Below are 23,491 nucleotides of genomic sequence, written 5' to 3' on the forward strand. Positions count from 1 at the left end.
GTGGTGCTTGATACCCTTTAAGAGAGGGGACTGTTATCGTTTTAGTTTGAGGTGAAAGTATGGCGAAATGGGCACTTATCACAGGAGCCACTTCAGGCATCGGCTGGGCCACGTCTTTGGCGTTAGCAGGACAAGGATTTTCAATTTTAGCGACGGGGCGCCGTCAGGAAAAACTTCTCGAGCTTGAAAAAGAGATTAAAAGTAAATTTCCCACTGTTTCGGTGAAGCTTGCGCAGTTTGATGTTTCAGATCGTTTTGAAGTGAGTGAATTTTTAAAATCTCATCAAACAGAAATTTCCCAAGTCGAAGTTTTGGTGAACAACGCAGGTCTCGCCAAAGGCACCGACAAAATGCAAGAGTCTTCCTTAGATGATTGGGAGACAATGATCGACACCAACATCAAAGGTTTGCTCTTCATGACCCGCGGAGTGATCGAGCACATGGTTCGTAAAAATTCAGGTCATGTTGTGAATCTTGGTTCGGTCGCGGGACGTTGGACTTATCCGGGCGGTGGCGTTTACTGCGCCACAAAGTTTGCCGTGCGTGCGCTGTCTGAAGGACTCCGTATGGATCTTTTAGGAAGTAAAATTCGTGTCACGAATATTGAGCCGGGCATGGTGAGCACAGAGTTTTCGATGGTGCGTTTTAACGATCAAGCTAAGGCTGATAAAGTTTATGAGGGCATGACACCGCTTCAAGCTTCCGACATCGCAGAAACCATTGCGTGGTGTGTGGCGCGTCCGGCTCACGTAAATATTCAAGAACTTGTTATTTATCCAACAGACCAAGCTCACGTCGGGCAAGTGGCCCGTCACGGCACAGTGTGAAGGGCAGAGGCCCGGAACTGGAGTAGTAAAATGGGACAAAGTTTTCGTATAGAAAAAGACACCATGGGTGAGGTGCAAGTGCCAGCGGATAAATTCTGGGGAGCGCAAACACAAAGATCCACGCAGAATTTTCGTATTGGTGGAGACCGTTTCCCTCGAGAAATGATTCGCGCCTTGGGGATTTTAAAAAAATGCGCGGCTTTGACAAATCATAAGCTGGGACTTCTCGATCAAAAGAAAACCGATGTGATCGTAAAAGCGGCGGATGAAGTGATCTTAGGAAAACTCGATGCGCATTTTCCATTGGTGGTATGGCAAACAGGTTCAGGAACTCAAACGAACATGAATGCCAATGAAGTGATTGCCAATCGCGCGATGGATATGATGGGAATAAAACTTCCTAGCAAAGACATTCATCCCAATGATGATGTGAATAGAGGACAGTCCTCCAACGACACATTCCCAACTGCGATGCATATTGCCGTCGGTGAACAAATTCATCACCGCTTGATTCCCATGATGGAAAAGTTGCACCGCGCTCTTGAACACAAACAACAAGACTTTAAAGACATCGTGAAAATTGGTCGCACACATTTGATGGATGCAACCCCATTAACACTCGGCCAAGAGTTTTCTGGTTACGCGACACAAATGAAACATTCCATTCAAAGAGTGAAAAACACGTTGCCGCATCTCTATGAGCTTGCTCTTGGTGGAACAGCAGTCGGCACGGGATTGAACACTCATCCGCAATTTGCAGAAGAAGCAGCGAAAGCCATCGCGCATGAAACGAAGCTTCCGTTTGTTTCAGCCGAAAATAAATTTGAAGCTTTAGCGACTCACGATGCCTTGGTGGAGGTGAGTGGTGCGCTTAATTCCGTCGCCGTGTCCCTGATGAAAATTGCGAACGACATCCGTATGCTGGGGTCTGGACCTCGCTGCGGTATTGGTGAGCTTCAATTGCCTGAAAACGAACCGGGAAGTTCCATCATGCCCGGGAAAGTGAACCCCACTCAAAGCGAAGCCATGACTATGGTCTGTGCGCAAGTGATGGGAAATAACGTCGCAGTGAGTGTAGGCGGAGCCACGGGGCACTTTGAACTCAATGTGTTTAAACCATTGATTGTTTTTAATGTGCTCAACTCCATTCGTTTGCTTGCGGACGCTTGCGAGTCCTTCACGGATCATTGCGTGGTCGGCATTGAAGCAAACACAAAACAGATTAAAAAGCACCTCGACAACTCATTAATGCTCGTAACCGCGCTGAATCCTCACATTGGCTATGACAACGCAGCGAAAATAGCCAAAACTGCCCATAAAAATGGCACAACACTGCGCGAAGAAGCCATCAATCTTGGACTCCTTTCTGGCGAAGAATTTGATAAGATAGTAAAACCTGAAGAGATGACAGGCCGATAGGCCGCAGAGTGGAGGGGCCGAGCCCCGGAACTGGAGCAGTATTAAATGAATTCGTTGTTGGCAAAAGCGAGCTGGATGGAGCGCGATGATATTCGCCCGTATGTTTTTGTTCGTCCAGAAAATCAAATCGCACTGCCAGGCTCCGTTCATCGTTTGGATTGGTTCAAAAAAGAACCGGTCTTTAAAGATCCTCTGGATATCAGTGAAATCGCTTTTGCAGATCGCATTTACTCCATCGAAGAACGCGCGTTTGGTCCTTCCAATATGGCGATGCCTCGTTGGGTTTTCTATGACTGCGCTGTGATGCCAGGCTTCGTTGCGGGTTTCGCCGCGAAACCTTCCGCCCTCACAAAAGAGATGCGCGAAGTTCTTGATCCAAAAAAATATCCAGCAACAAATTCTCCAATCAAGACATCGGGTGTGCTAAAAGAAGTGACTTCTTTGGATGATATGGACTGGGTTCCATTGTCTCTCTTCATTATCATTCCGACGATGCATCGTGGGGAGTGGGTCGCGCACAACCTGTGTTCGATCAACTCGTTGCTTCCAGACGGCGGACTTTACGGTCTGGGCTTTCTGTCCAAAGCGTTCGGTCTGTGGTATGCTAACGTCGAACAGTGTTCAGGAATGACTCAGTGGGGAAGCCCGGCTTTAAAGCTGCACTCTCACTACGGTCACTTGGAGGTCATCGGCGCTTATGCTCCGGTGCACTCGCACGCAAAGACGATCACGTATCGTGTGCAAGTAAATACGCATTGCTGGGAAAAGTTCTTTAATAAAGAACCAGACTTAGCGTTCTTGGAAAACTACGGACCAACGGGAACTTTCATTGATCCGAAAAATGAAGAGAGCATGTTGAACTTCCAACAGCGCATTGAGCGCAGTGAAGGGCCTTTTTACCTCAGCGCAGGCGAGATCGCTCAAAAGAAGTTAGATGAAAAATTGATGATTTATAATTTGAAACAACAATACTAGATAGGAAGAAAAAATGTCGATGAATACCCTGCCCCCTGTCGCGAAGTCTTTTTTTGCGTTCTGTAAGAAATGTGATGCAGATAGATACCACGTGGTTCTAGCTCACACGTCTTCGACTTCGGCGAAAATCAAATGCGAAATCTGCGGTTCGCAAAAGACGTACTCTCTTCCGAAAGCGCAAACTCGCACGGGTAAACCATTGACAGGTGCTGCGGCGAAAAAACGTGAACAAACGTTGAACTCACGCAAATCCAGCCACCGCAACGAATACGAAATGTTGATGTCGAACGAAGGAGCTCCAACAGCGTCTTACAATATGAAGGCGAAGTTTGAGAAAAACACAAAACTTCAACATCCAAAATTCGGTATGGGTTTCATCAAAGACGCAATGTCTGACAAAATCGAAGTGGTTTTCGAAGACGAAGTGCGCACATTGATCCACAACAGAACATAGTCTTTATTTCGAACGAGATTTCATGGATTGGCTTAAAGGGTTGAACCCCGAGCAGCAGAAGGCCGTAAAACACAATTACGGCCCTTTGCTTATTTTAGCAGGTGCGGGTTCAGGTAAAACGACGGTTCTTGTTTCAAGAACGGGACGAGTGATTTCTGAAAGAGTCGCACAGGCTCAAGAGATCTGCGTTCTTACGTTCACAAACAAAGCCGCGCGCGAATTAAAACACCGCGTGCAAGCAAAGCTTGGCAATACGGGGAAAGGTCTCTGGGCAGGGACTTTCCACTCTTTTGGATTGCAAATTTTGCGTCGTTTTCACAAGCACGCCAATCTGTCTCCGTACTTTGGAATCGTCGATCAAAGCGATTGCAATTCCATTCTGAAAGACTTGATTAAAGATATTAAAAATTCCGGCAAAGATAAATTTGACGTCGACAAGATTCTTTCGATGATCAATGACCGCCGCACGGGCCTTGCCGTGCAAAACGAAGCTTTTGACGAATACCACGAGATGGCTGAAGTCTTAGCTCCGAAATTTGCAAAACGTTTAGAGCACCTGGGTGTTGTGGATTTCGAAGGTCTTCTGATTAAGCCTTTGCAGCTTTTCAAAGAGCATCCAGATATTTTAGAAAAAGTTCAGAACTCTTTCAGCCAAGTGATGGTGGATGAGTTTCAAGACACCAATCGCATGCAAATGGATTTGATTGCACAGATCGTAAAGTCGCATAACAACCTGACAGTGGTTGGTGATGACGATCAGTCGATTTATGGCTGGCGGGGAGCGGAAGTAAAAAATATTTTGAACTTCCCGCAGGAGTTCGCGAACTGCGAAGTGATCAAGCTTGAAAGAAATTATCGTTCTTCGGCAGAAATTCTTGCTATCGCCAATGCCGCGATTTCTAAAAATAAAAATCGCCATGGCAAGATCTTACGTTCACAAGCCGCTCAAGACACGGGTGAGCTTCCTGAGTTGTTTGTGCTTGATCGTGAAGAAGATGAATGTGAATTTGTCGTCTCTGAAATTTTAAACTTCCAACGCCAAGGTTATAAATACAAAGACTTTGCAATTCTCTATCGTTCCAACACTCAAGGAGGCTTGATTGAGTCTTCTTTGCGTCGTGCGAACATGCCGTACAATATTTCCGGCGGAACTTCGATCTTTGACAGACGTGAAATCAAAGATTTGATGGCGTACTTAAAACAAGCCTTGGCTCCGAATGAGGTTTCTCTTCGCCGTATCATCAATGTGCCTTCGCGAGGCATTGGTGACACAACGATTGAGAAACTCAGCGAGTTCGCCTTGAAGAAAAGAATCAACTTTGTCGACGCCTGCCGTTTCTGGAAAGAAGCCGAAGTGCAAGATAAAGCCGGAGAGTCGATTGATAACTTGATGAAATTTATCGAAGACCTTCCTAAAAACATCTTAGACTTCCAGGTGGGTTCTTCGCCGGGCGCGAAGATGGTTGAGATCTTTCAAAACATCGGTTACCGCGAATACGTCTATGGCACAGCGGCTGATCCGACAAGTGCGGAAAAAAAATGGATGGTCGTTGAGATCTTTGGCCGTATTTTAGACTCTTACTTGGGGCGCCGCTCGTATGACATTGAAAATATCAAGTCCTTCGTGGATTCGATGCTTTTACGCGATGATGTGTCCCAGGAAGAAGAAGAGCCGAATAAAATCCAGCTTATGACTTTGCATGCTTCAAAAGGTCTTGAGTTCCCTGTTGTCATTTTGGCGGGTCTCGAAGAAGATCTTTTACCGCACAAGAACTTGGGCTCTGACATTGATGAAGAACGTCGTTTGTTCTATGTCGGTGTCACTCGCGCGAAAAAACGCTTGGTGATGTCACGCTGTCAGCAACGGAAAAAAAATGGCGCCGTTCGTCCTGTGACGCCTTCAAGATTCCTATTGGAGCTTCCGAAGGAACTCTACAAAGAATATCCTCTAGGAGCGCGTCCTGTTGTAGGACAAGAGCGTGAGGACCTGGTTGCAAACTTTCTTTCAAAATTAGACAGTCAGCTTGGCAGTAAAAAATAAGTTAGTTCTCGCCTAAACAGCCAAAAGCGTCGCAGGGACGGGGGCTTATGCGTTTGATTGTGCCTGTAATGCGGGTGGTTTTGCTTTTCTCTTCTTGGATAATAGAAAGGGCAATGGCTCCGGCACTTTTAAGTTCAACGATGATCTTGCCGACGTGCTCGCGAGTCAGATAAAAACCATCCTTATCAATGGCTCCGGTTTGTATCGAGGTTTCAGGATCTATCAAGGCGTTTTTAGATATGCGGCGAGGCTCAAAGACCGTGCTAAAAAAAGATTTTCCGATGGAATAGCCGACCTGTATGAAAAACTGGTTTTGCACCATGTTCACGCGCATTTCAGCTTTACAGATGATCGATTCTTCGACGAGACAAGGGCCTTCCCAATTTCCTATGAAGTCCCCAGGGTCACCCATATACTCGCGAGGAGCGACAAAGTCGGCGCTCGTCGCGGAGCCTGAGTTTTGGCAACCAATGATTGCCATGATAAATAAGAACGGCATCAAAGATTTCATGATTCGATTGTGGCGCGCCCTCGCTCACTCAAAAAGCGAATCATGATCTTTCTGCCGACTATCAAAATCTATTTCATGAGTTCGCGGAAATCATTTGGCAGAGGCGTTTCAAAAGTCTGCACACGCCCTCCGATTGGCAAGCTTAAACGGAATGCATGCAGGTACATGCGTTCATTTTTGTAGATCTCTGCCATTTTGTCGTTGTACTTGGGATCGCCGTAGCGAGTGTCACCGACGATAGCATGTTTTGCCAAAGCCGCGTGTTTGCGAATCTGATGCTGACGGCCCGTGAGCAAACGCACTTCCACCAAAGAGAAGAACTTATTAGAGCTCATCACGCGGTACAAAGTTTTTGCTTCCATGCGGTCTTTCAAAAGACCTTGTGGATTTTTACGTCCTTCGGATTTGTCAGAAATAGGGAACGACCACTCTTGCCATTCTTCAGATACGTCCATGCCTCCACGCAAAACGGCGTAGTACATTTTTTCTGCTTTGTGAGTTTGAAATTGCTCTGACAAATTGGCAGCGGTTTCTTGCTCGGTAGCGACAATCAAAAGGCCGCTTGTTTCTTTGTCCAAACGGTGAACGGGGTAGATGTCGTGGAAAGTTCCAGGGTGCAGTTGCTTTTTAAGAATGCTGCGAACGTCACCTGCTTCGTTATGAACAGAAATTCCTGGCGGTTTATTCACGATCAGCCAGTTTTTAGATTTTTCGACAACAGGAAGTTTAGTTACAGGTTTCATTCGCAGTCCTTCAAAATGTGTCCTGGATTTCTACGGGAGACGGCCTAGGAATGCACGGAAATAAAAACGAAGGTCTCAGAAAGGCTCTTTGCGGGGCTTAAAAACGGGAAAAAAGTTCCCAGCCGGAGGGAAAGGGGCCTGATTCTTGGCATAGGAGGCGGCCTCAGTATTTGTCCCATTTAAGAGGCAAGGCACAATAAGGGAATGAGGTGGCTATGAATCCCGCAGTCCAAGAATTCTTACAGTTTCTTGATACGGAAGATGATACTGATTACGGTGACTTTAAAAGGGAGGTGGACCTGCATTTGCGTCGTCTTATCGAATCCATGCGCCCTTTGACCCCCGAACAAGTCTGGCAGTTTCGCAAAATGCGTGAGCAATTACTCTGGTCCTATCAGTTTGACATTGAAGACATGAGGTCTCAGTTGAAGGAGGAGGTCCAACATCTTGAAGATTTTAGTCCTCCTGAGTTGTGATAATAACTCTGTGCGCTGTTCTTGCTCTTGAGAAAACCTCTATGTACGCTTGAGGCAAGAGGAGATCCCGATGTCCACATTGGCGCAGCAGGAATTTTGCATCACTCTCAGTGATTTGGCCTCTTTCATGGAAATCTCTTCCAGCGAAGTTAAAAAGAAGGCTGAAACCGCACTGAAGAAAAAAATCAAATCCTTGTGGCTGATGCCAGGAGAAGTTCGCGCGGTTTTGCTTGCGGAAGGCTATAAATATCCTCACAAAGTCATTTCCATTCAGATGCTCAAGGGCGGAGTTGCAAAAACGACTTCCGTGCTGAACATGGGCCTGCGTGCAGCGATGTATGGTGCGCGTGTTTTATTTATCGATCTTGATCAGCAAGCAAATTTAAGTTTTGCCTTGGGTGTGGAGGATGAAAGTCTTCCGGTGTGGGTTGATATTGCGGAAAAACGCAAAAGCATTGAAGAGTGTGTGCGTTTTGTAGAACCGCATGTGGATCTGATTCCGTCTTCTTTGAACAATTCAGTTTTGGATCGCGTTTTGCTAAATTCCAATCGCAATTGGGCGCAAATCGTGAAAGGTCCCTTAGAAAAAATCAAGCATCGCTACGATCTTATTTTGATCGACACAGCTCCGGCATTGAGCGCGGTGAATACGGCCGTGACGGTGGCTTCGGATGAAGTGATCTTGCCAGTGAACCCTGATAAATTTGCTTTTTTGGGCTTGCAGAAGAATCTGACTGAGCTTGACGATATCAAGCGTGATTTCGACTTGGAGTTTACAAAGAAGATTCTTTTCACGAAGTTCGACGGCCGTGAGAACACGAGCCATGAACTTTTACAGAAGTGCATCGAATCTTTTGAGGATTCACTGATGAAGGGTTATATTCGAACTTCGTCAGAGGTGAAAAACACCGTTCGTTCGGGAAAAAGCCTTTTTGCCGGGAAATCTCCGGTGAAAGCGGATTACGATTTTGTGACACGTGAAATGTTAGGATTTGTCTAAGAGGTTGTTATGCCAGAAATCAAAAATTACGACGGTAAAAAGAAACATCACTCCAAAGCTCATCACGCGAAAGCTCATCCGGAGTCTAAAACGCATCAAAAGCGTCGCCCTCATCATGAGGCAGCTGAGCATGCTCCGGAAGAAGAGTATGTAGCCACTGAACAAGCGGCTGATGAAGCAGAAGCGATTAACACTGAAGCTCAAAACGAAGGCGTTCAGCATGATGTCTACGTTGATGAAGTGCAAGCGGAAGCGGAAATGGTGGCTGAAGGCGGTCCGGCTTTTGGTGATGAACCTTCTGAACACACGCACGGTCACAACTCTGACAAAGTTCACTTGGAATTTTACGGAAGCGAATTGATTCGTCAAAAAGCTCCGAAAGTGATGGAGCTTGCTGATACTGTGGCTGATGAGTGGAAACACGATGGTCAGTTCGAAGGTCTTCCGGTTGGAAATCCGATTGCGCAAATGGCCGCAGCCAAAGCTTTGCGTACAGCGAAAGATGTTGAGAAAAAGTTAGAAGAAAAAGGTGTCATCGCTATGGCGAAGATGGGCATCGATTTCGTGAAATCTAAAATTGAAAAGAAAAACTACTAGATCATGTCCCGAGCTTCCCGTTTGAATGAAATTTTAGAAAAGGCTCTCGCTCCTGTTCATGTGGAGATCGAAAACGAGAGCCACATGCACTCTGTTCCTCCGGGAAGCGAAACTCATTTCAAAGTTCTGATTGTTTCTGCTGCATTTGAAGGCAAATCACGCATTGATCGTCAAAGAATGGTCAATGATCTTCTTAAAGAAGAACTTCAAAGCGGTTTGCATGCATTGACGCAAAAGACTTTAACGCCTGCAGAGTGGGAAAAGCAGAAAGCCACAATGCAATTCGAATCACCCGAGTGCCTAGGCGGAAGTAAACACGATAGAAAATAAAAAGGTACCGGGTACCTTTTTCGCTTCTATTCGCCGAATTCTTGAAGTTTGGATTTGAGTTCGCCGAGAAGTTTTTTGACTTCCTGCAGCTGTTCTTCTTCGGGGGAAATCTTGTTGCTCATTTGTTCGGTGAGGACGTCCCAGGTGTCCAAGGCCTGCTTCAGGTCTTGATTCAGACTTCCGAACACGGATTTACGTGCGGATTCCTTCTTTTCGGTGGAAGCCGAAGTGTCTGCTGGGTTTTGTTGTTGCTCTAAGTTGCCGTCGCTCATTCGCTAATTTAGTTCTGCTTATTTTCCACCAAAAGTGCTTCATGCACAGGGGCAGATAGTGTTATAACACTTCCTTTTACAGGAGAGGACGTCATGTCTCAAGAGATTATCTACACAATGAAGGGCGTAAGTAAAGTATATCCTCCACAAAGATACGTTTTGAAGGATATTTATCTTTCTTACTTCTACGGAGCGAAAATCGGAGTTTTGGGCCTGAACGGCTCTGGAAAATCCACTTTGCTCAGAATTATGGCAGGCGTAGACAAAGATTTTCTTGGTGAAGCCTTCCCATCGAAGACAATGAAAGTCGGTTACTTCGAGCAAGAACCACAACTCGATAATACAATGACGGTGAAAGAAAATATTTTTGCCGGTATGGGCGAACTTCCAAAGCTCATGAAAGAATACAACGCGATCAACGACAAATTCAGCGATCCTGATTTAGATCCCGATGAGATGAACAAACTCATCGAAAAACAAGGCGCTATCCAGGAAAAATTAGAAGCGTTGGGCGCTTGGGATGTGGATCAAAAAATTGAAATCGTGATGGACGCTCTTCGTTGTCCAGATGGCGATTTGCCAGTGACAAACTTGTCAGGTGGTGAAAAACGTCGTGTCGCTTTGGCAAGATTGATTATGTCAGAGCCAGATATTTTGTTGCTTGATGAGCCGACGAATCACCTGGACGCGGAATCTGTAGCATGGCTTGAACAATATCTTTCAAAATTCCCGGGAACTGTGATCGCGGTTACGCATGATCGTTATTTCTTGGATAATGTGGCTGGTTGGATTTTGGAATTGGATCGCGGTGAAGGTATTCCTTGGAAAGGGAACTACACATCTTGGCTTGAACAAAAAGACAAGCGCATGGCGAACGAAGCAAAAGACCAAGCTCGTAAAGCGAAGACTTTGGAGCGCGAGTTGGATTGGATTCGTCAAGGCGCGAAAGCTCGCCAAGCGAAATCGAAAGCTCGTATCTCTAACTACGAAAATCTAATTAAGGAAGCATCTCCGGAAAAAATCCAAGAGATGTCTATCTATATTCCGCCAGGACCTCGTTTGGGCGATATCGTTGTTGAAGCTAAAGGCATCACGAAGGCCTACGAGCACAAAGTTCTTTTGGACGATGTGAGCTTCACAATTCCTCGCGGCGCGATCGTCGGCGTAATTGGACCGAACGGTGTGGGTAAATCGACTTTGTTCCGCATGATCACTGGAAAAGAAAAGCCAGATTCTGGAACTTTCAAAGTCGGAGATACTGTGAAGATTGCGTACGTGGATCAAACACGTGAGACGTTGGATCCGAACAAAACAATCTATGAAGAACTTTCTGGCGGCGCTGATGTCGTTCAGTTAGGAACACGCGAGATCAATGCGCGTCAGTACGTTTCTTGGTTTAACTTCTCTGGAACAGACCAACAGAAAAAAGTTGGTCAGTTGTCAGGTGGTGAAAGAAACCGTGTGAACATGGCGAAGATCCTTAAAGAAGGTGCGAACCTTTTGCTTCTGGATGAGCCGACGAATGACCTTGATGTGAATACAATGCGTGCTCTTGAGGAAGCTCTTCTTGAGTTCGGTGGATCTGCTGTGGTGATTTCGCATGACCGTTGGTTCTTGGATCGTGTTTGTACCCATATCATGGCCTTTGAAGGGGAGTCTAAAATTGAATTCTTCCCGGGGAACTTCACAGAGTACGAAGAAGATCGTAAGAAACGCCTTGGAGAGAATGCTGGTCCAAAACGGGTTCGGTTTAAGATGGTTTAATACACGACGTCTGGTGGGCGGATTTGCTGGCTTTAAAGGCCTTTGGCAATTCCGCTCCGTCAGACACGGCATCCTGCCTCGCCGCGCTTTGGTACGACATCGTGTCGGCGCGGAGGTCTGACTGCGCAGAACTGCCAAAGGCCTTTAAAGCCAGCAAATCCCACGCAGATTCGTTTTTCATATGATCTTTAAATTTACTTTTTTTGATTCTGACTTGAGTGCAATGCTTTTTCTATTTGCTCTAAGCGCTTTTTCATTTCGGCGTTGTCGGCTTTGAGTTTTTCGGTTTCTTTTTTTAATTGTAGATTTTCTTCTTGGATGGATGCTATTGAGCGGTCTACTTTTTCGTTTTGGTCTTGCCACTTGTTGTAGAATTCTTTGAGGGCGGCGATGACGGGGGCTATGAGGTTTGAGTAGCTTACGGATTTGTAGCCGTCTCTGTTGTTTTGGACTACTTCCGGATAGATTTTTTCTACTTCTTGGGCGATCAAACCTACTTGTTGTTTTTTGTCGTATTTTTCTTGGTCTTTCCAGTTGTAGGTTACGGGGCGGATTTGTAGGACTTTATCTAATTGGTTGTCCATGGTGTGGATGTCTTTTTTTAAGCGCGCATCTGAGGCTTGGCTTAGTGTTCCTTTGATCCACATGTTTCCTACGTTGGTGATGGACATTAACGTGACGCCCGCTCCGAAGGTTCCGTTGAAGAGGGCGAAGGTTCCGTCTGTTTCGTGGGTCATGTGGATGTTGCTGGAGCCTCCATCGTTACCCAACATCAAAGACGCGTAGCCAGTTCCAGATGTGATGTGCAATTGTGCTGCTGGTGTTAGCGTTCCCATTCCCACTTTTCCATTCGGAGAAAGTGCTAATGGAGAGACATACGTTGAGAATGAACCTGTTCCTGATTGATCGGCGTCAAAGCGCAGTTGTGCTCCATCAAGAGGGACGCGCCAGTATTTTCCAGGAACGGCGCCTTGGTCGGTTTCGCTGAAGGTGAGGGGAACGGCGGCGTCATCGATGCGCACGGTGCTTGCTACATGCAGTTTGCTGGTGGGTGTGGTGGTCCCGATCCCGACGTTACCTGCGTTCATCGCTGTGACTAAGGCATATCTGTTTGTAATTGTGCCTGCGCCCGTCGGAGCAGAGATTGAAAGACCTTGCCACGTATCCAGTGTTACTCCGCTGGCTACGACGGGGGCTTCGATGTTGACGCCTTTAAGAATGTACGGAGCATTGCCGTTGATATTGGCGTTGGCCGCTGTGATCTGAGCATCGAATGATGTCGGAGTTCCTGTTGCCGTAGCAGAACGGACATACTCTGCACGAAGAACTTGGTTGGAACTCGAGTTCGCAGTGCTGTTGTCTGTATACTTATAAAACCCCGACGTATTAATGGAAGTATTCGCCGAGGACGTCGTATTTGTCGAAGTGATATATAGCGTGGATGCTTGCCCAGTTAATAAATTGGAGACAATGTGCATAGGATAAGTGGGCGCTGCTGTTCCGATGCCGATGTAACCACTGGATGTGATTCTCATGCGTTCGGTGCTTCCACCTGCTGATTTGTTTGTAGAAAAAGTCAGTGGTTGCGCTTGGAATGTGCTGATATCCAATGTGTTAGCGGCATTTGATTGAAGGTAGGTCATGCCTGATCCGGCGGATTGCCCCCAGACTCCCAGATAAACTTTATTTGTTCCCGCATTCAGAGTTACAGAAGATGAGCCTGTGGCGTCAGTATTGGTTGATTGAATTCCACTTGATAGAGCGGAGAAGCTTATATCAAGCGGTGCCGTGGGATTGGTAACTCCGATACCCACGTTTCCTCCGGATAAAATCGTCATGCGCGTTGATCCACTTGTTTTAAATGCTAGCGAGTAAGCGTCGTTTGTTCCAAGTGTGGCATTGGCTCCAAAACTATTTCCACCATTTGCAAAAACTCCTGAAGCAGAGTAGTTCGTGCATCCCATCACGCCAGCCGCATCGAAAGTCACAAGCTGTCCGACAGCGCAAGTGAATGTAGTGATTGTTGAGCCGGTGCCATCGCTGGCAAGAAGTCTATTCGCTGTCAGCGACGTGACACCTGTACCGCCCTTGGAAACCGGCACAGCAGAAGGGAAGTTTGCTGGATCAGCACTAATAGTTCCGGAAGTGACTGCGATACCAGCTCCGATTTGCACAGCGCCTTTTGCTGAAGTTGTTGCATCGTTAATTGAAATTGCGGGAGTTGTTGATCCCGTTGCCACAACAATTGGAGCTGTTCCTGTAACATTAGTCACAGTTCCGTTCGTTGGAGTGATCCACTGAAGACCGGAAGCTTGCGCTGAGTTAGCAGACAATACCTGTCCGTTTGTACCGACAGGCAAACGAATATCATTCGTACCATCGTGAACAATTAAGTCACCTTTTGTTGTGCTTGGAGAAAGACCATTGAAAGCAGCTGTGACAGTAGTTTGTCCTGTGCCACCATTTGCAATTGGTAAAGTGCCAGTGACTTCAGTTGCGAGATTTACCGCCGCACCATTGCTTGCAGCAGTCAAACGACCTTGCGCATCGACCGTGATATTTGCGCGAGTATAAGATCCCGCAGTTACAGCCGTGTTTGCTAAAGAAATAGTTCCGGTAGAAGTAATTGGTCCACCACTTAATCCAGTACCCGTTGCGATATTCGTGACGGTACCACCGGCATTGGTATCTGTATCGCTCGCGCACTCCCAACGAGAATTTGCAGCAATCCATTTTAAAACTTGTCCATCAGTACAAGCTACATTGTTAGGTTTGTAAGTGAGATATTTTGAAGCGGCACTGTTGATATCACCATAATCAAGTGTCACTGCACCAGTTTTAGTTGCAACAGAAGTCACAGGAAATGCAATTGCAGAATTCGAAGCCGCAGTTAAACGTCCTTGAGTATCGACTGTAAAAGTTCCCACCTGAGTCGTTGAACCATAAGAACCCGCCGTCACAGCAGTATTAGCAAGTGAGATCGTTCCGGTAGTTGTGATAGGACCACCACTTAAACCCGTACCAGTCGCAATATTAGTAACTGTACCGCCAGCATTTGAATCCGCGGCAGGAGCCCACTTCGTTCCGTCATATTTCAAAACTTGGCCAGTAGCTAATCCGGTTGTATCAACATCAACACCTTTGATTTTATTTACGGAAACAGCACCAATAGTTCCGCTTACATCACCCGCAACAGAAACATTGATCGCCTGACACTGAAAAGATCCAGAAACCGAATTCCAATAAGGAGTTTGATGAGCAGCACAGTTAGCACTTCCCACAGCAGAATTAAACGCAGCCACCGTATGATAATTACTTAAAGAAGAATTCAAATTCGTAACATCGCTCATACCAATAGCAGCACCAATCCACTGAGTGCCATCAAACTTTAAAAAATTCCCATTAGTTGGTGCAGCACTAGAAACCGCGACACTTTGAATTTTTGCCACGGAAGGATTCGGATAAGTCCCAGACAAATCTCCACCTGCAGCACCCGTAGGAACACGAGCGTTTGTAAAACGAGAGTCATCACCCGCAGCGACAGTTCCCGCAACTGTACCAACATTCAAAGTCACAACAGGAGTGGAAGTGTTATTCGCAATCGTTACATAAGAGTTCGAAGACGTAACATTGGTGACAGTTCCGCCACTCGCGCCTGTTACGGGAGCACAGACAAAAGCACTTCCGCTCCACGATAAAAATTCATTGGAATTACATGTCGGCACATTCGTCTTTAAAACAAAATCCGTAGCAGTGTTAGTTCCCAATTTCTTCGCAGAAAGTGCATATGCCGAGTAGGGCACTGAACGAATCACGGTGTCAGGAGAAATCAAACGCCAAGCGCTGCCGTCGTGAAACTGTGCTCTTAAAAGACGACCATCCGTTTGCACCGGGGAATAGTTGCTCGTGCCATCAGAGCAAGTATATCCGCTACAGGCTCCACAAGTAAAAGTAGAAGAGTTGTTGAAAGAATCAAGAACCGTAAATCCGCCGCCTAAAGGATAATTGACTCCACCTTTTCCAATGGGAACGTCAAAGACTCCTTTAGAGTTCGCCATATTAATTCCAGTCACTTGCTCTTGATAAATCACGCACTGACCAGAAGGATCCATGATTTGAAAAATGAAACTGACGTTGGAATATTCCAAAGGAGTTCCATCTGATTTAATGATGCGACCTTGATAGGTTAAAGAGGACGGAGACGCGTGGCCTTGTATTGAAAAAATAAAAAGCGAAGTGAGAAGGAAGACTCCCAGTACGTACAATCGTCTCATAGAAGACTTATCGGTTTTTTGTCAAAAAAACTTCACTGTTCCCGCGCGTTCCCTGTCTCAAAATGAGGCTAATCGCATTGATAGACCGCGCGCAGCTTAAAGAGAGTTCCTGGGGTCGTGAGACTCAAATGGATTCCGCCATTTGTCGCAGTGCCCGCGACTCCGTAACCAGGAGATTCTCCCGGATTTAAGACCTGCCAGTCTGTATCGTTTCCTGAAGCCACGGCTTGAGCAAGATAGCTCAGACAATTTCCCGAAGGAAGTCCGTTATCGCATTCACCTGTCGTCCAATAGTGCCATGCTGTGTTTGTGCCGGCGTCCGAATTGATCGTTGTACTGATGTAAGAGCACACCGTCATGCGTGCCACAGTTCTTCCGCCGTATTTCACAGAGCCATTGATTTCTAACTTGGCTGTTGGAGCTGAAACTCCGATTCCTGTGTTTCCATTTTTTAAAACAGTCACGGCGTTAGAGCGCGCACTTATTGAAGTTCCGTTACCGATAACAAACAAAGGGTCGGTCGCGACAATCGCCGTGGGATTTTCAGTGCCCGTGGTTGCGCTGTACATTCCGACTGAGATCTGATTGATGGCAGGTGCTAAGGTGTTTCTACCCAGAGCCGTTGAGCCATTACCAGAGGCCACCGTGTCAGCCCCTATGGCAACCGCAAACCAACCACTTGCTGTGACGGTATTTCCGATCGCGACGGAACTTTGCGATGAATTTGCAAGAGCTTGAACTCCTAAAGCAACTGAATAAGAGCCACTTGCGGTATTGCCACTTCCTATAGCTACAGAATTAGTTCCGCTGGCGGTTGTGTTGAGGCCGGCTGCGAAGGAGTGAGAGCCTATAGAAGCATCATCCCACTGAGTGCCGGTAACTGATCCTGCACGAAAGGCACCTTTGCGCGGGTACCAGATCATACGCGTGCCAGCACCGCTAGAAGCCAAGGTGCGACCTAAATTTGCATCTCCTTTAGCAAGAATTCCGCCGTCGTTTTCTAAAGACAGTCTAAACTCAGGTGCGTTCGTTCCAACCCCTAATTCGCCACTGCTGGTGAGGCGCATCCGTTCAGCCGCAGTCGTTGCACCCGAAGGCGTGGTTTCAAAAAGAATATTTCCCGCCGAAGATGTCGCCGTGAAGTTTTCAGCGGCCGCAAAAGTAATTTGAGCTGACTGTCCCACGTGCCAAGCAGAGTCTGTGGCTCCGTATCCTGTTAAATATAATATTTGATCCTGGGCTTGCAAAGACGCGGGACTTGCTTCGCTTCCTCGGAAGGCCATTCCCATATAGGAACTTCCAATTCCTGAAGTGGTGTAGCTTTGTGCAATCACACCGGCATTCCCGGCTCCGGCGCCATTGGTTTTTACAACTTGTAGATAAACGCTGTCCGTACCGCGCACGTCTAACTCTTCTGATGGAGAAGAAACACCAATACCGACAAGACCACTGGAAGAAATTTTCATGCGGGAAATATTATTTGTTTCAAAGGAAAGTGCTTGAGAGTCATTTGTTCCCACGCTCAATGTCGCTCCCGTACTATTTCCGCCGTCTAAAAGAGCACCACTGGCTCCTGTTGGAAGAAGAGAGGCGGGAACCCGCCCGGAGCCATCAAGCTGCACCAGATTTCCGGCAGACGTGCCAACATTTTTTGTTGCCGCGGTTCCCAGTCCCGTGACTTGAGAATTCACAATTGAAATCGAAGTGCAAGACAGCGAATCGGTAATCGCACTCCAAGTCAAAGTTTTGTCAGCCGTGGCACAAGAGCTTGGCATCTGTATCGCACCCGTGACAGTCGAGCGAAGTTGACCCAAACCAAAATATTGAACATCCCATTGGGTGCCACCATAAATGAATACTTGGCCCGCAGAAGGAGTGCTATTTGATACCGCGACGCCTTGAATTTTTTCAACCTTCGTTCCGGCACTTCCTGAAGTCGAAGTGACGTCTCCAGAAAGATTGGCTGTCGCGCCAACATTATCGTCTGCCGGAGCCCAATTTGTTCCGTTGAATTTCAAAACTTTTCCCGAAGCATTTCCGGTCATAGAAACAGCGACACCTTTGATTTTATCCACACTCGTTGCTGATTGAGTGCCAGAGACGTCTCCGCTTAAAGTTCCCGTGAACCCCGCAGAGCTTCCAGAAATATTTCCACTCACATCACTTCCGGAAACAGACGGTGTGGTGCACTCAAAGGTTCCAGCAGGAGCAATATGTCTTAAATATTGTCCGGCCGTGCAAAGAGGAACTGAAGATTTCAACAAAAAGTCCGCGGCAGAATTGTTTCCCAGTTTTTGCGCCGACTTCGCAACAGCAGCAAAGGGGACAGCGCGAATTTCACTGTCGGGAGTGATCAATCTCCAACCAACTCCGTCAAAGAACTGCACGCGCAACAAACGTTTGTCATCCAGAACGGGTGTGTAGGTGCCTCCACTTTCGCAGTTGTATGTCGTGGAGTTATCAAAACTGTCGAGGAGTTTAAAGCTCGGTGTTCCCGGGTAAGCTTTTGTTCCCGTTCCGATGGGGACATCAAACACGCCCTTGGAGTTTCTCATGTCGATGCCATTGGAGATTTCGCGATAGATCGTGCAGGAACCCGTCGGATTGGTGATGGAAAATTCGAATTGCACACCATTCACTTCAAGAGCGGTCCCTTGAGTATTTTGAATGCGGCCTTGATAGGTGAGAGAACCCGGAACGCCCCATACTCTCTCGACCGCCAGTAAGACCAGCAATGAATGCACCAAAAAGTTCCGAATATTCATAGAGACCTTATCGGTCTATTCCGAGGAGGCCTTCACTTTGCAAAGATATATGTGTTCGCTGTGAGACTCTATACTGTCGCTTTAGCCAGAGGGAGTTTCAAAGTGACACGAGTTCCACGAGGTTGTGTCTGTGTGGCTTTTTCTTGAGAGTGGATTTCAATCGTTCCATCCATCATCTGTAAATATTCTTTTACAAGTGGCATGCCGTAGCCGGTGCCTTTTTCTCCTTGAGTTCCGGAGCGAGTCGTTTGCGCGTTGAGATTGAAGATCTGATTGAGAATATGTTCAGGGATTCCAATGCCATAATCTTGAATTTCGATGATAACCTGTTCATCGGTCGAATACGCTTTAAGATCAATGCGATCCCCAGGATGAGAGAACTTAATGGCGTTGTTCAAAAGATTTAATAGAACAACGTTGCTCAAGATGGTTTTTTCACCGTTGATCAACATGCGATCGCGGGAAATATCCAAAGACAGCTTGATGCCTTTTTTCTGCGCCACACCCAAGGTGCTCTCGTAAACTTCGTGCAAAACCAGGGTGAGAGAGATCGGCTTCAAAGGCAGAGCGGCTTTTCCATCTTTAACGGATTTTAAATGCCGCACCTGCGCAAGCAGGTTGTTGATATCATCCACGGCCTTTTCAATTTTTTCAAATTCCAAAGAGCTGATGCTGTTCTCGCGATCCTCTTTGGCTTTGACCAAATTGTAAGTCATCGAAGAAAGGGTGTTAGCAATGTCATGAATCAAAACGCGCAAAAGGTTCTCGATATCGAGATTCTTCTCCATGAGGCGTTTCATAAAACGTTCTTCGCCCATTATATATTGATGCGTCGTAAAGCAGGAGAAGATCAGGAAGGTGACAAGGTTAAAGAGCTTTTCTTTTCCGTAGTCGCCATAGTCTGCAATAACATTCGGTCCAAGATCGTTGGCCTTAAGATACCAGAAAAAGATGATGATCGAAGCAACAATGAAGTAACCTACCACGGCGCCAGGAAGTCCGATCAAAATTCCCAAGACCAAAGGAACGGCGGCAAGCCAAAAGACCCCCGGGGCGTCTCCTCCTCCAGCCGTGTAAAGCAGATAAGTGAGGAGGCTGATGGAGACAGTGCCCAGAGAGATCGCCGAGTAGAGGTAGTTCTTGGTAAATTTAAGGGCTAAAGGCGGGAGCAGCAAGAAGGCCAACCATCCCGGGATGAGGACAGGGTTGTATTCGGAGATTTTATATTCGAAGTTATATTTGACGATATAGACAAATGATACAGCGACGCCAATAAAGTAAATGACTTTAAAATAGATCAGTCTTTTTTTATACGCATCCTCAGATGTGAACTCTAAGTCATACATGGTGCCATCGTCTTCCGCTGATTTTCTACTATGAATATCGGTTCTATAGTAGAAGTACTGAGGTCATTTCAACAATGTAATCTTGTTTAGTGTCTTATATTAATACAAATTTCACGGCACAAGTGAGCGAAGGTTTTCATAATGGTCCTTCAGCTCAAGAAACTGCTGCACGTTGCCGCCTTGGTCGGGGTGAAGGATCATCGCTGTTTGGCGGAACGCTTTCTTAAGCTCAGAAGCCGTGAACCCCTCTGAGAGATCATGGATCCAAGTCTTGAGGAACTCATAGGAAAGTCTTTGGGAAGCAGAAAGAGCATGCGGTTTTCTTTGAGGACGAACCTTCGGCGCTGGGTATTGTCCTCGCGGTGTTTGGAATTCTAAACGATTGATTTGTCCAAGCAAATAAGCAAGATGCAGAGGATCTGCGTGCAAGTTTGCAGAGCTATTTCCCTGGGAAGAGGAGCTTGTTTCACTCATTTTCTCTCGAAGAATTTGCTTAAAACTTGCTTGAAAACTCATGCCTTTCTTATCGGTTGCACCCTCAATCTCCTCAGTCCAGAAGGGGTTTTCCATCGAGAAATAGCCCTTTTTCCTAGGGGAAAGGGGGTGTTTGGGAAGGGAAAAGGCAGTTTTCCGAGGGAAAAACGGGGTAAATCTGCTTCCAGTGCGAAAAAAAAATGATTTAGCATGCATTTTTTTTTGGACAAACGCCTCGACTTAGATACACACTAAGCTCATTCGTATAAACGAGACTAAAAACCTAACGGAGGAATTTAGAATGGCAAAAGCTAAGAAAGCTACTACTAAGAAAGCTGCAGCTAAAAAAGCTGCTCCAAAAAAAGCTGCTAAGAAAGCCGCAGCTCCAAAAAAAGCAGCTGCTAAAAAAGCAGCAGCTCCAAAAAAAGCTAAGACTGCTCGCAAACCAAATGCAGCATTCATGAAAGCTTTGACTCCATCTGCAGCTTTGGCAGCAGTTGTTGGTGCTTCTCCACTTCCACGTACTGAAGTTGTTAAGAAACTTTGGGCATACATCAAGAAGAACGGTCTTCAAGATGCTAAGAACAAAAGAAACATCAATGCTGATGCAAAACTTAAAGAAGTTTTCGGCGGCAAAACTACAGTTTCTATGTTCGACATGACTAAACTTGTTTCTAAGCACTTGAAATAGTCTTAGAATCAGTTTTAAAGCTGAACAAGATTCAAAAGCCTGGGGAAACCCGGGCTTTTGTGTTTCTGGGCCCTGTCTCATTCGGTGTTTTGGCCTATCCAACCTAGGTCCGCTGTGCTATAAATCCCCTCTATGGGAATCAAGCCTCTGTCTTTAGAAGAAATCAAAAAAATGACTCGTGCCTGCCGTATCGCGGCCGATACTTTGACCTACCTTGATAAGTACATCAAAGTCGGCATGACAACGAACGAGATCGATCAACTCTGCAATGACTTTATGATGAGCAAAGACGCGAAGTCCGCTTGTTTGGGATATCATGGATATCCTAAGTACACTTGCACCTCCGTAAACGAAGTGGTCTGCCACGGTGTTCCTGATGATAAGACAGTTCTTCAAGACGGCGACATCATCAACGTTGATGTGACGGCTTGGATTGATGGCTTCTTCGGTGACACATCAAAAATGTATATGATCGGTGACGTCTCTGAAGACGCCAAAGACCTTGTCGAGACCGCTCGCATGGCCCGTGATCGTGGTATTGAAGCGATCACTCCCAACGGTTGGACCGGCGATATTGGCTTTGAGACCAATAAACTTGTAACCCGTAAGGGTTATACGACTGTGAAAGAGATTGGCGGCCACGGCGTTGGGCGTATCTTCCACGAAGAACCCTTCGTTCCGTCTTTCGGTAAAAAGGGCAAGGGCGACCGCCTAGTTCCTTTCCATTGCATTACCGTAGAGCCGATGGTCAACCAAGGAACCGACGAGATCATTGAATACGCTATTCCTGGATCGAGCATTAAGTACTATCATACTGCAGATGGTCTATTATCTGCACAGTTTGAACATACGGTACTTGTGACAGATACTGGATACGAAATTTTAACGCTGCCTTAGCGGCGGACGCCGGCAGTGTGGAGGGCCAGAGGCCCGGAACTGAAGCAATATTAATTTTTTTAAAAGACAACCAAAGGATCAATATCAATGTCACTAACGACAACGAACGGAAAATCCGCTATGAAAAAAAATGTAAAAGCAGCTCCAGCAAAATCAGCAGCTAAATTGCCTTCGGGCGATTTCAAAGTTTGCAAAGAAGCGATGGAGAGCCAAGAAGTTTTCGATAAATTGGCAAAATGGGGTCGTGAGGAAATCAAGATCGCCGAAACTGAAATGCCAGGTTTGATGTCTCTTCGTAAAGAGTTCAAAAAATCTCAACCTCTTAAAGGTGCAAAAATCGCGGGTTGCCTTCACATGACAATCCAAACAGCGGTTTTGATCGAGACTCTTATCGAGCTTGGTGCAGAAATCCGTTGGTCTTCATGCAATATCTTCTCAACTCAAGATCACGCAGCGGTTGCGATGGCAGCAGCGGGCATCCCCGTATTTGCTTGGAAAGGTTTGACTGAAGAAGAATTCAACTGGTGCATCGAGCAGACAATCGTTGGTTGGGGCAAAGACGGCTTCAACATGATCCTTGATGACGGTGGCGATTTGACAAACATGATGCATGAGCCACGCTTCGCTAAAGAATTGAAAAAGATCATCGGTATCTCTGAAGAGACAACAACAGGTGTTCACAATCTAGAAGTGATGTTGAAAAACGGAAAATTGAAAGTTCCAGCGATCAACATCAATGACTCTGTAACTAAATCTAAGTTCGACAACTTGTACGGCTGCCGCGAATCTTTGGCAGATGGTATCAAGCGTGCAACGGACGTGATGGTTGCTGGTAAAATCTGCGTTGTTGCAGGTTACGGCGACGTAGGTAAAGGTTCTGCGCACTCATTGCGTGGTCTTGGTGCCCGCGTTCTTATCACTGAAATCGATCCTATCTGCGCATTGCAAGCAGCGATGGAAGGTTTCGAAGTTACTACTATGGACGAAGCCGCTAAGATCGGTGACATCTTTGTAACAGCAACTGGCTGCTGCGATATCATCACTGACAAGCACTTCAACTCTATGAAGAACAACGCGATTGTGTGCAACATCGGTCACTTCGATATCGAAATCGATATGGCTTGGTTGAACAAGAACTCAAAAATCCGCGAAGTAAAACCACAAGTGGACATCCACACTTTGAAAAACGGCAAACAAGTGATCATCCTTGCTAAAGGCCGTTTGGTGAATTTGGGTTGCGCAACGGGACACCCAAGCTTCGTCATGAGTAACTCATTCTCGAATCAAGTTTTGGCGCAAATGGAACTTTTCAACAACCGTGATAAGTATCAAGACATCGCTGTCTATCGTTTGCCTAAACACCTTGATGAGAAAGTGGCAGCTCTTCACCTAGAAAAACTTGGTGTTAAGTTGACTAAGTTGACTTCAAAGCAAGCTAAATACTTGCATACAAGTCCTAACGGTCCATTCAAACCGGAACACTATCGTTATTAATCTAACCCGCTTTGGGTATAGAGGGCTGTGGAGCTTGCAAAACGCTCAGACAGTCCTCGCGCTTGGGGGAGGCTTGCTGGCCTCCCTTTTTTATTTTCCTTAGTCTTCTGATTACTACTGCATTTCTTTCTTGGCGCTGCG

At 46.4% G+C, this 23,491-nt stretch carries 20 protein-coding genes; 13 read left to right on the top strand and 7 right to left on the bottom strand.

Annotated elements, in window-relative coordinates; all coding sequences use genetic code 11:
* Positions 1-59: 59 nt before the first annotated feature.
* From ACLSSO_RS05955 to ACLSSO_RS05975, 5 genes are read left to right on the top strand one after another with little or no spacing between them, the layout of a single operon-like run.
* Positions 60-827, top strand: a complete 768-nt coding sequence (locus tag ACLSSO_RS05955) for an SDR family NAD(P)-dependent oxidoreductase (protein WP_413944347.1) — start codon at positions 60-62, stop codon at positions 825-827.
* Positions 828-857: 30 nt separating this feature from the next.
* Positions 858-2,246, top strand: coding sequence for a class II fumarate hydratase (gene fumC, locus ACLSSO_RS05960; protein WP_413944348.1), 1,389 nt, complete (start codon positions 858-860; stop codon positions 2,244-2,246).
* Positions 2,247-2,291: 45 nt separating this feature from the next.
* Positions 2,292-3,221, top strand: a complete 930-nt coding sequence (locus ACLSSO_RS05965) for a hypothetical protein (RefSeq protein ID WP_295904558.1) — start codon at positions 2,292-2,294, stop codon at positions 3,219-3,221.
* A gap of 13 nt (positions 3,222-3,234) precedes the next feature.
* Positions 3,235-3,675 (top strand): hypothetical protein, encoded by a 441-nt coding sequence (locus tag ACLSSO_RS05970; RefSeq protein ID WP_295904561.1) that lies wholly within the window; start codon positions 3,235-3,237, stop codon positions 3,673-3,675.
* A gap of 22 nt (positions 3,676-3,697) precedes the next feature.
* Positions 3,698-5,716, top strand: coding sequence for an ATP-dependent helicase (locus ACLSSO_RS05975; RefSeq protein ID WP_413944349.1), 2,019 nt, complete (start codon positions 3,698-3,700; stop codon positions 5,714-5,716).
* A gap of 1 nt (position 5,717) precedes the next feature.
* Here ACLSSO_RS05975 and ACLSSO_RS05980 read toward each other — a convergent pair whose 3' ends face one another.
* Positions 5,718-6,227 (bottom strand): hypothetical protein, encoded by a 510-nt coding sequence (locus ACLSSO_RS05980; RefSeq protein WP_295904568.1) that lies wholly within the window; start codon positions 6,225-6,227, stop codon positions 5,718-5,720.
* Between the two features lie 68 nt (positions 6,228-6,295).
* A complete protein-coding gene (locus ACLSSO_RS05985) occupies positions 6,296-6,970 on the bottom strand; it encodes an RluA family pseudouridine synthase (RefSeq protein ID WP_413944350.1) in 675 nt (224 codons plus the stop codon).
* A 215-nt stretch (positions 6,971-7,185) separates the two neighbouring features.
* Here ACLSSO_RS05985 and ACLSSO_RS05990 point away from each other — a divergent pair, with 215 nt between their 5' ends.
* The 4 genes from ACLSSO_RS05990 to ACLSSO_RS06005 all read left to right on the top strand — a co-directional run bounded on the left by ACLSSO_RS05990 (position 7,186) and on the right by ACLSSO_RS06005 (position 9,373).
* Complete coding sequence (locus ACLSSO_RS05990; RefSeq protein ID WP_413944351.1) at positions 7,186-7,446, top strand: hypothetical protein; 261 nt, start codon at positions 7,186-7,188, stop codon at positions 7,444-7,446.
* A gap of 70 nt (positions 7,447-7,516) precedes the next feature.
* Entirely contained in the window at positions 7,517-8,446 is a 930-nt protein-coding gene (locus tag ACLSSO_RS05995) for a ParA family protein (RefSeq protein ID WP_413944352.1), read from the top strand.
* Positions 8,447-8,455: 9 nt separating this feature from the next.
* Complete coding sequence (locus tag ACLSSO_RS06000; protein ID WP_340590893.1) at positions 8,456-9,043, top strand: hypothetical protein; 588 nt, start codon at positions 8,456-8,458, stop codon at positions 9,041-9,043.
* A gap of 3 nt (positions 9,044-9,046) precedes the next feature.
* Positions 9,047-9,373, top strand: coding sequence for a BolA family protein (locus ACLSSO_RS06005; RefSeq protein WP_413944353.1), 327 nt, complete (start codon positions 9,047-9,049; stop codon positions 9,371-9,373).
* A gap of 26 nt (positions 9,374-9,399) precedes the next feature.
* Here ACLSSO_RS06005 and ACLSSO_RS06010 read toward each other — a convergent pair whose 3' ends face one another.
* Positions 9,400-9,645, bottom strand: coding sequence for a hypothetical protein (locus ACLSSO_RS06010; protein WP_413944354.1), 246 nt, complete (start codon positions 9,643-9,645; stop codon positions 9,400-9,402).
* 93 nt (positions 9,646-9,738) lie between these two features.
* On the opposite strand from ACLSSO_RS06010, the gene ettA reads away from it, so the two are divergent.
* On the top strand, positions 9,739-11,409 hold the full coding sequence (ettA, locus tag ACLSSO_RS06015) for an energy-dependent translational throttle protein EttA (protein ID WP_413944355.1): 1,671 nt from the start codon (positions 9,739-9,741) through the stop codon (positions 11,407-11,409).
* A gap of 194 nt (positions 11,410-11,603) precedes the next feature.
* On the opposite strand, the gene ACLSSO_RS06020 is transcribed toward ettA, so the two are convergent.
* From ACLSSO_RS06020 to ACLSSO_RS06035, 4 genes are all read right to left on the bottom strand, one after another.
* Positions 11,604-15,683: a tail fiber domain-containing protein gene (locus ACLSSO_RS06020; protein WP_413944356.1), complete on the bottom strand. Its 4,080-nt coding sequence runs from the start codon at positions 15,681-15,683 to the stop codon at positions 11,604-11,606.
* Positions 15,684-15,751: 68 nt separating this feature from the next.
* A complete protein-coding gene (locus ACLSSO_RS06025; RefSeq protein WP_295904406.1) occupies positions 15,752-18,448 on the bottom strand; it encodes a hypothetical protein in 2,697 nt (898 codons plus the stop codon).
* 68 nt (positions 18,449-18,516) lie between these two features.
* A complete protein-coding gene (locus tag ACLSSO_RS06030; RefSeq protein WP_413944357.1) occupies positions 18,517-19,794 on the bottom strand; it encodes a sensor histidine kinase in 1,278 nt (425 codons plus the stop codon).
* 111 nt (positions 19,795-19,905) lie between these two features.
* Positions 19,906-20,310: a J domain-containing protein gene (locus ACLSSO_RS06035; protein WP_295904410.1), complete on the bottom strand. Its 405-nt coding sequence runs from the start codon at positions 20,308-20,310 to the stop codon at positions 19,906-19,908.
* A 259-nt stretch (positions 20,311-20,569) separates the two neighbouring features.
* Here ACLSSO_RS06035 and ACLSSO_RS06040 point away from each other — a divergent pair, with 259 nt between their 5' ends.
* From ACLSSO_RS06040 to ahcY, 3 genes are all read left to right on the top strand, one after another.
* Positions 20,570-20,959 (top strand): SWIB/MDM2 domain-containing protein, encoded by a 390-nt coding sequence (locus tag ACLSSO_RS06040; RefSeq protein ID WP_295904411.1) that lies wholly within the window; start codon positions 20,570-20,572, stop codon positions 20,957-20,959.
* Between the two features lie 132 nt (positions 20,960-21,091).
* On the top strand, positions 21,092-21,856 hold the full coding sequence (gene map, locus ACLSSO_RS06045; protein WP_295904412.1) for a type I methionyl aminopeptidase: 765 nt from the start codon (positions 21,092-21,094) through the stop codon (positions 21,854-21,856).
* Between the two features lie 87 nt (positions 21,857-21,943).
* Positions 21,944-23,350: an adenosylhomocysteinase gene (gene ahcY, locus ACLSSO_RS06050; RefSeq protein ID WP_367276399.1), complete on the top strand. Its 1,407-nt coding sequence runs from the start codon at positions 21,944-21,946 to the stop codon at positions 23,348-23,350.
* The last annotated feature ends 141 nt before the right edge of the window (positions 23,351-23,491 follow it).

This window comes from Bdellovibrio sp. HCB-162, from assembly GCF_047344985.1.
GTDB lineage: Bacteria > Bdellovibrionota > Bdellovibrionia > Bdellovibrionales > Bdellovibrionaceae > Bdellovibrio.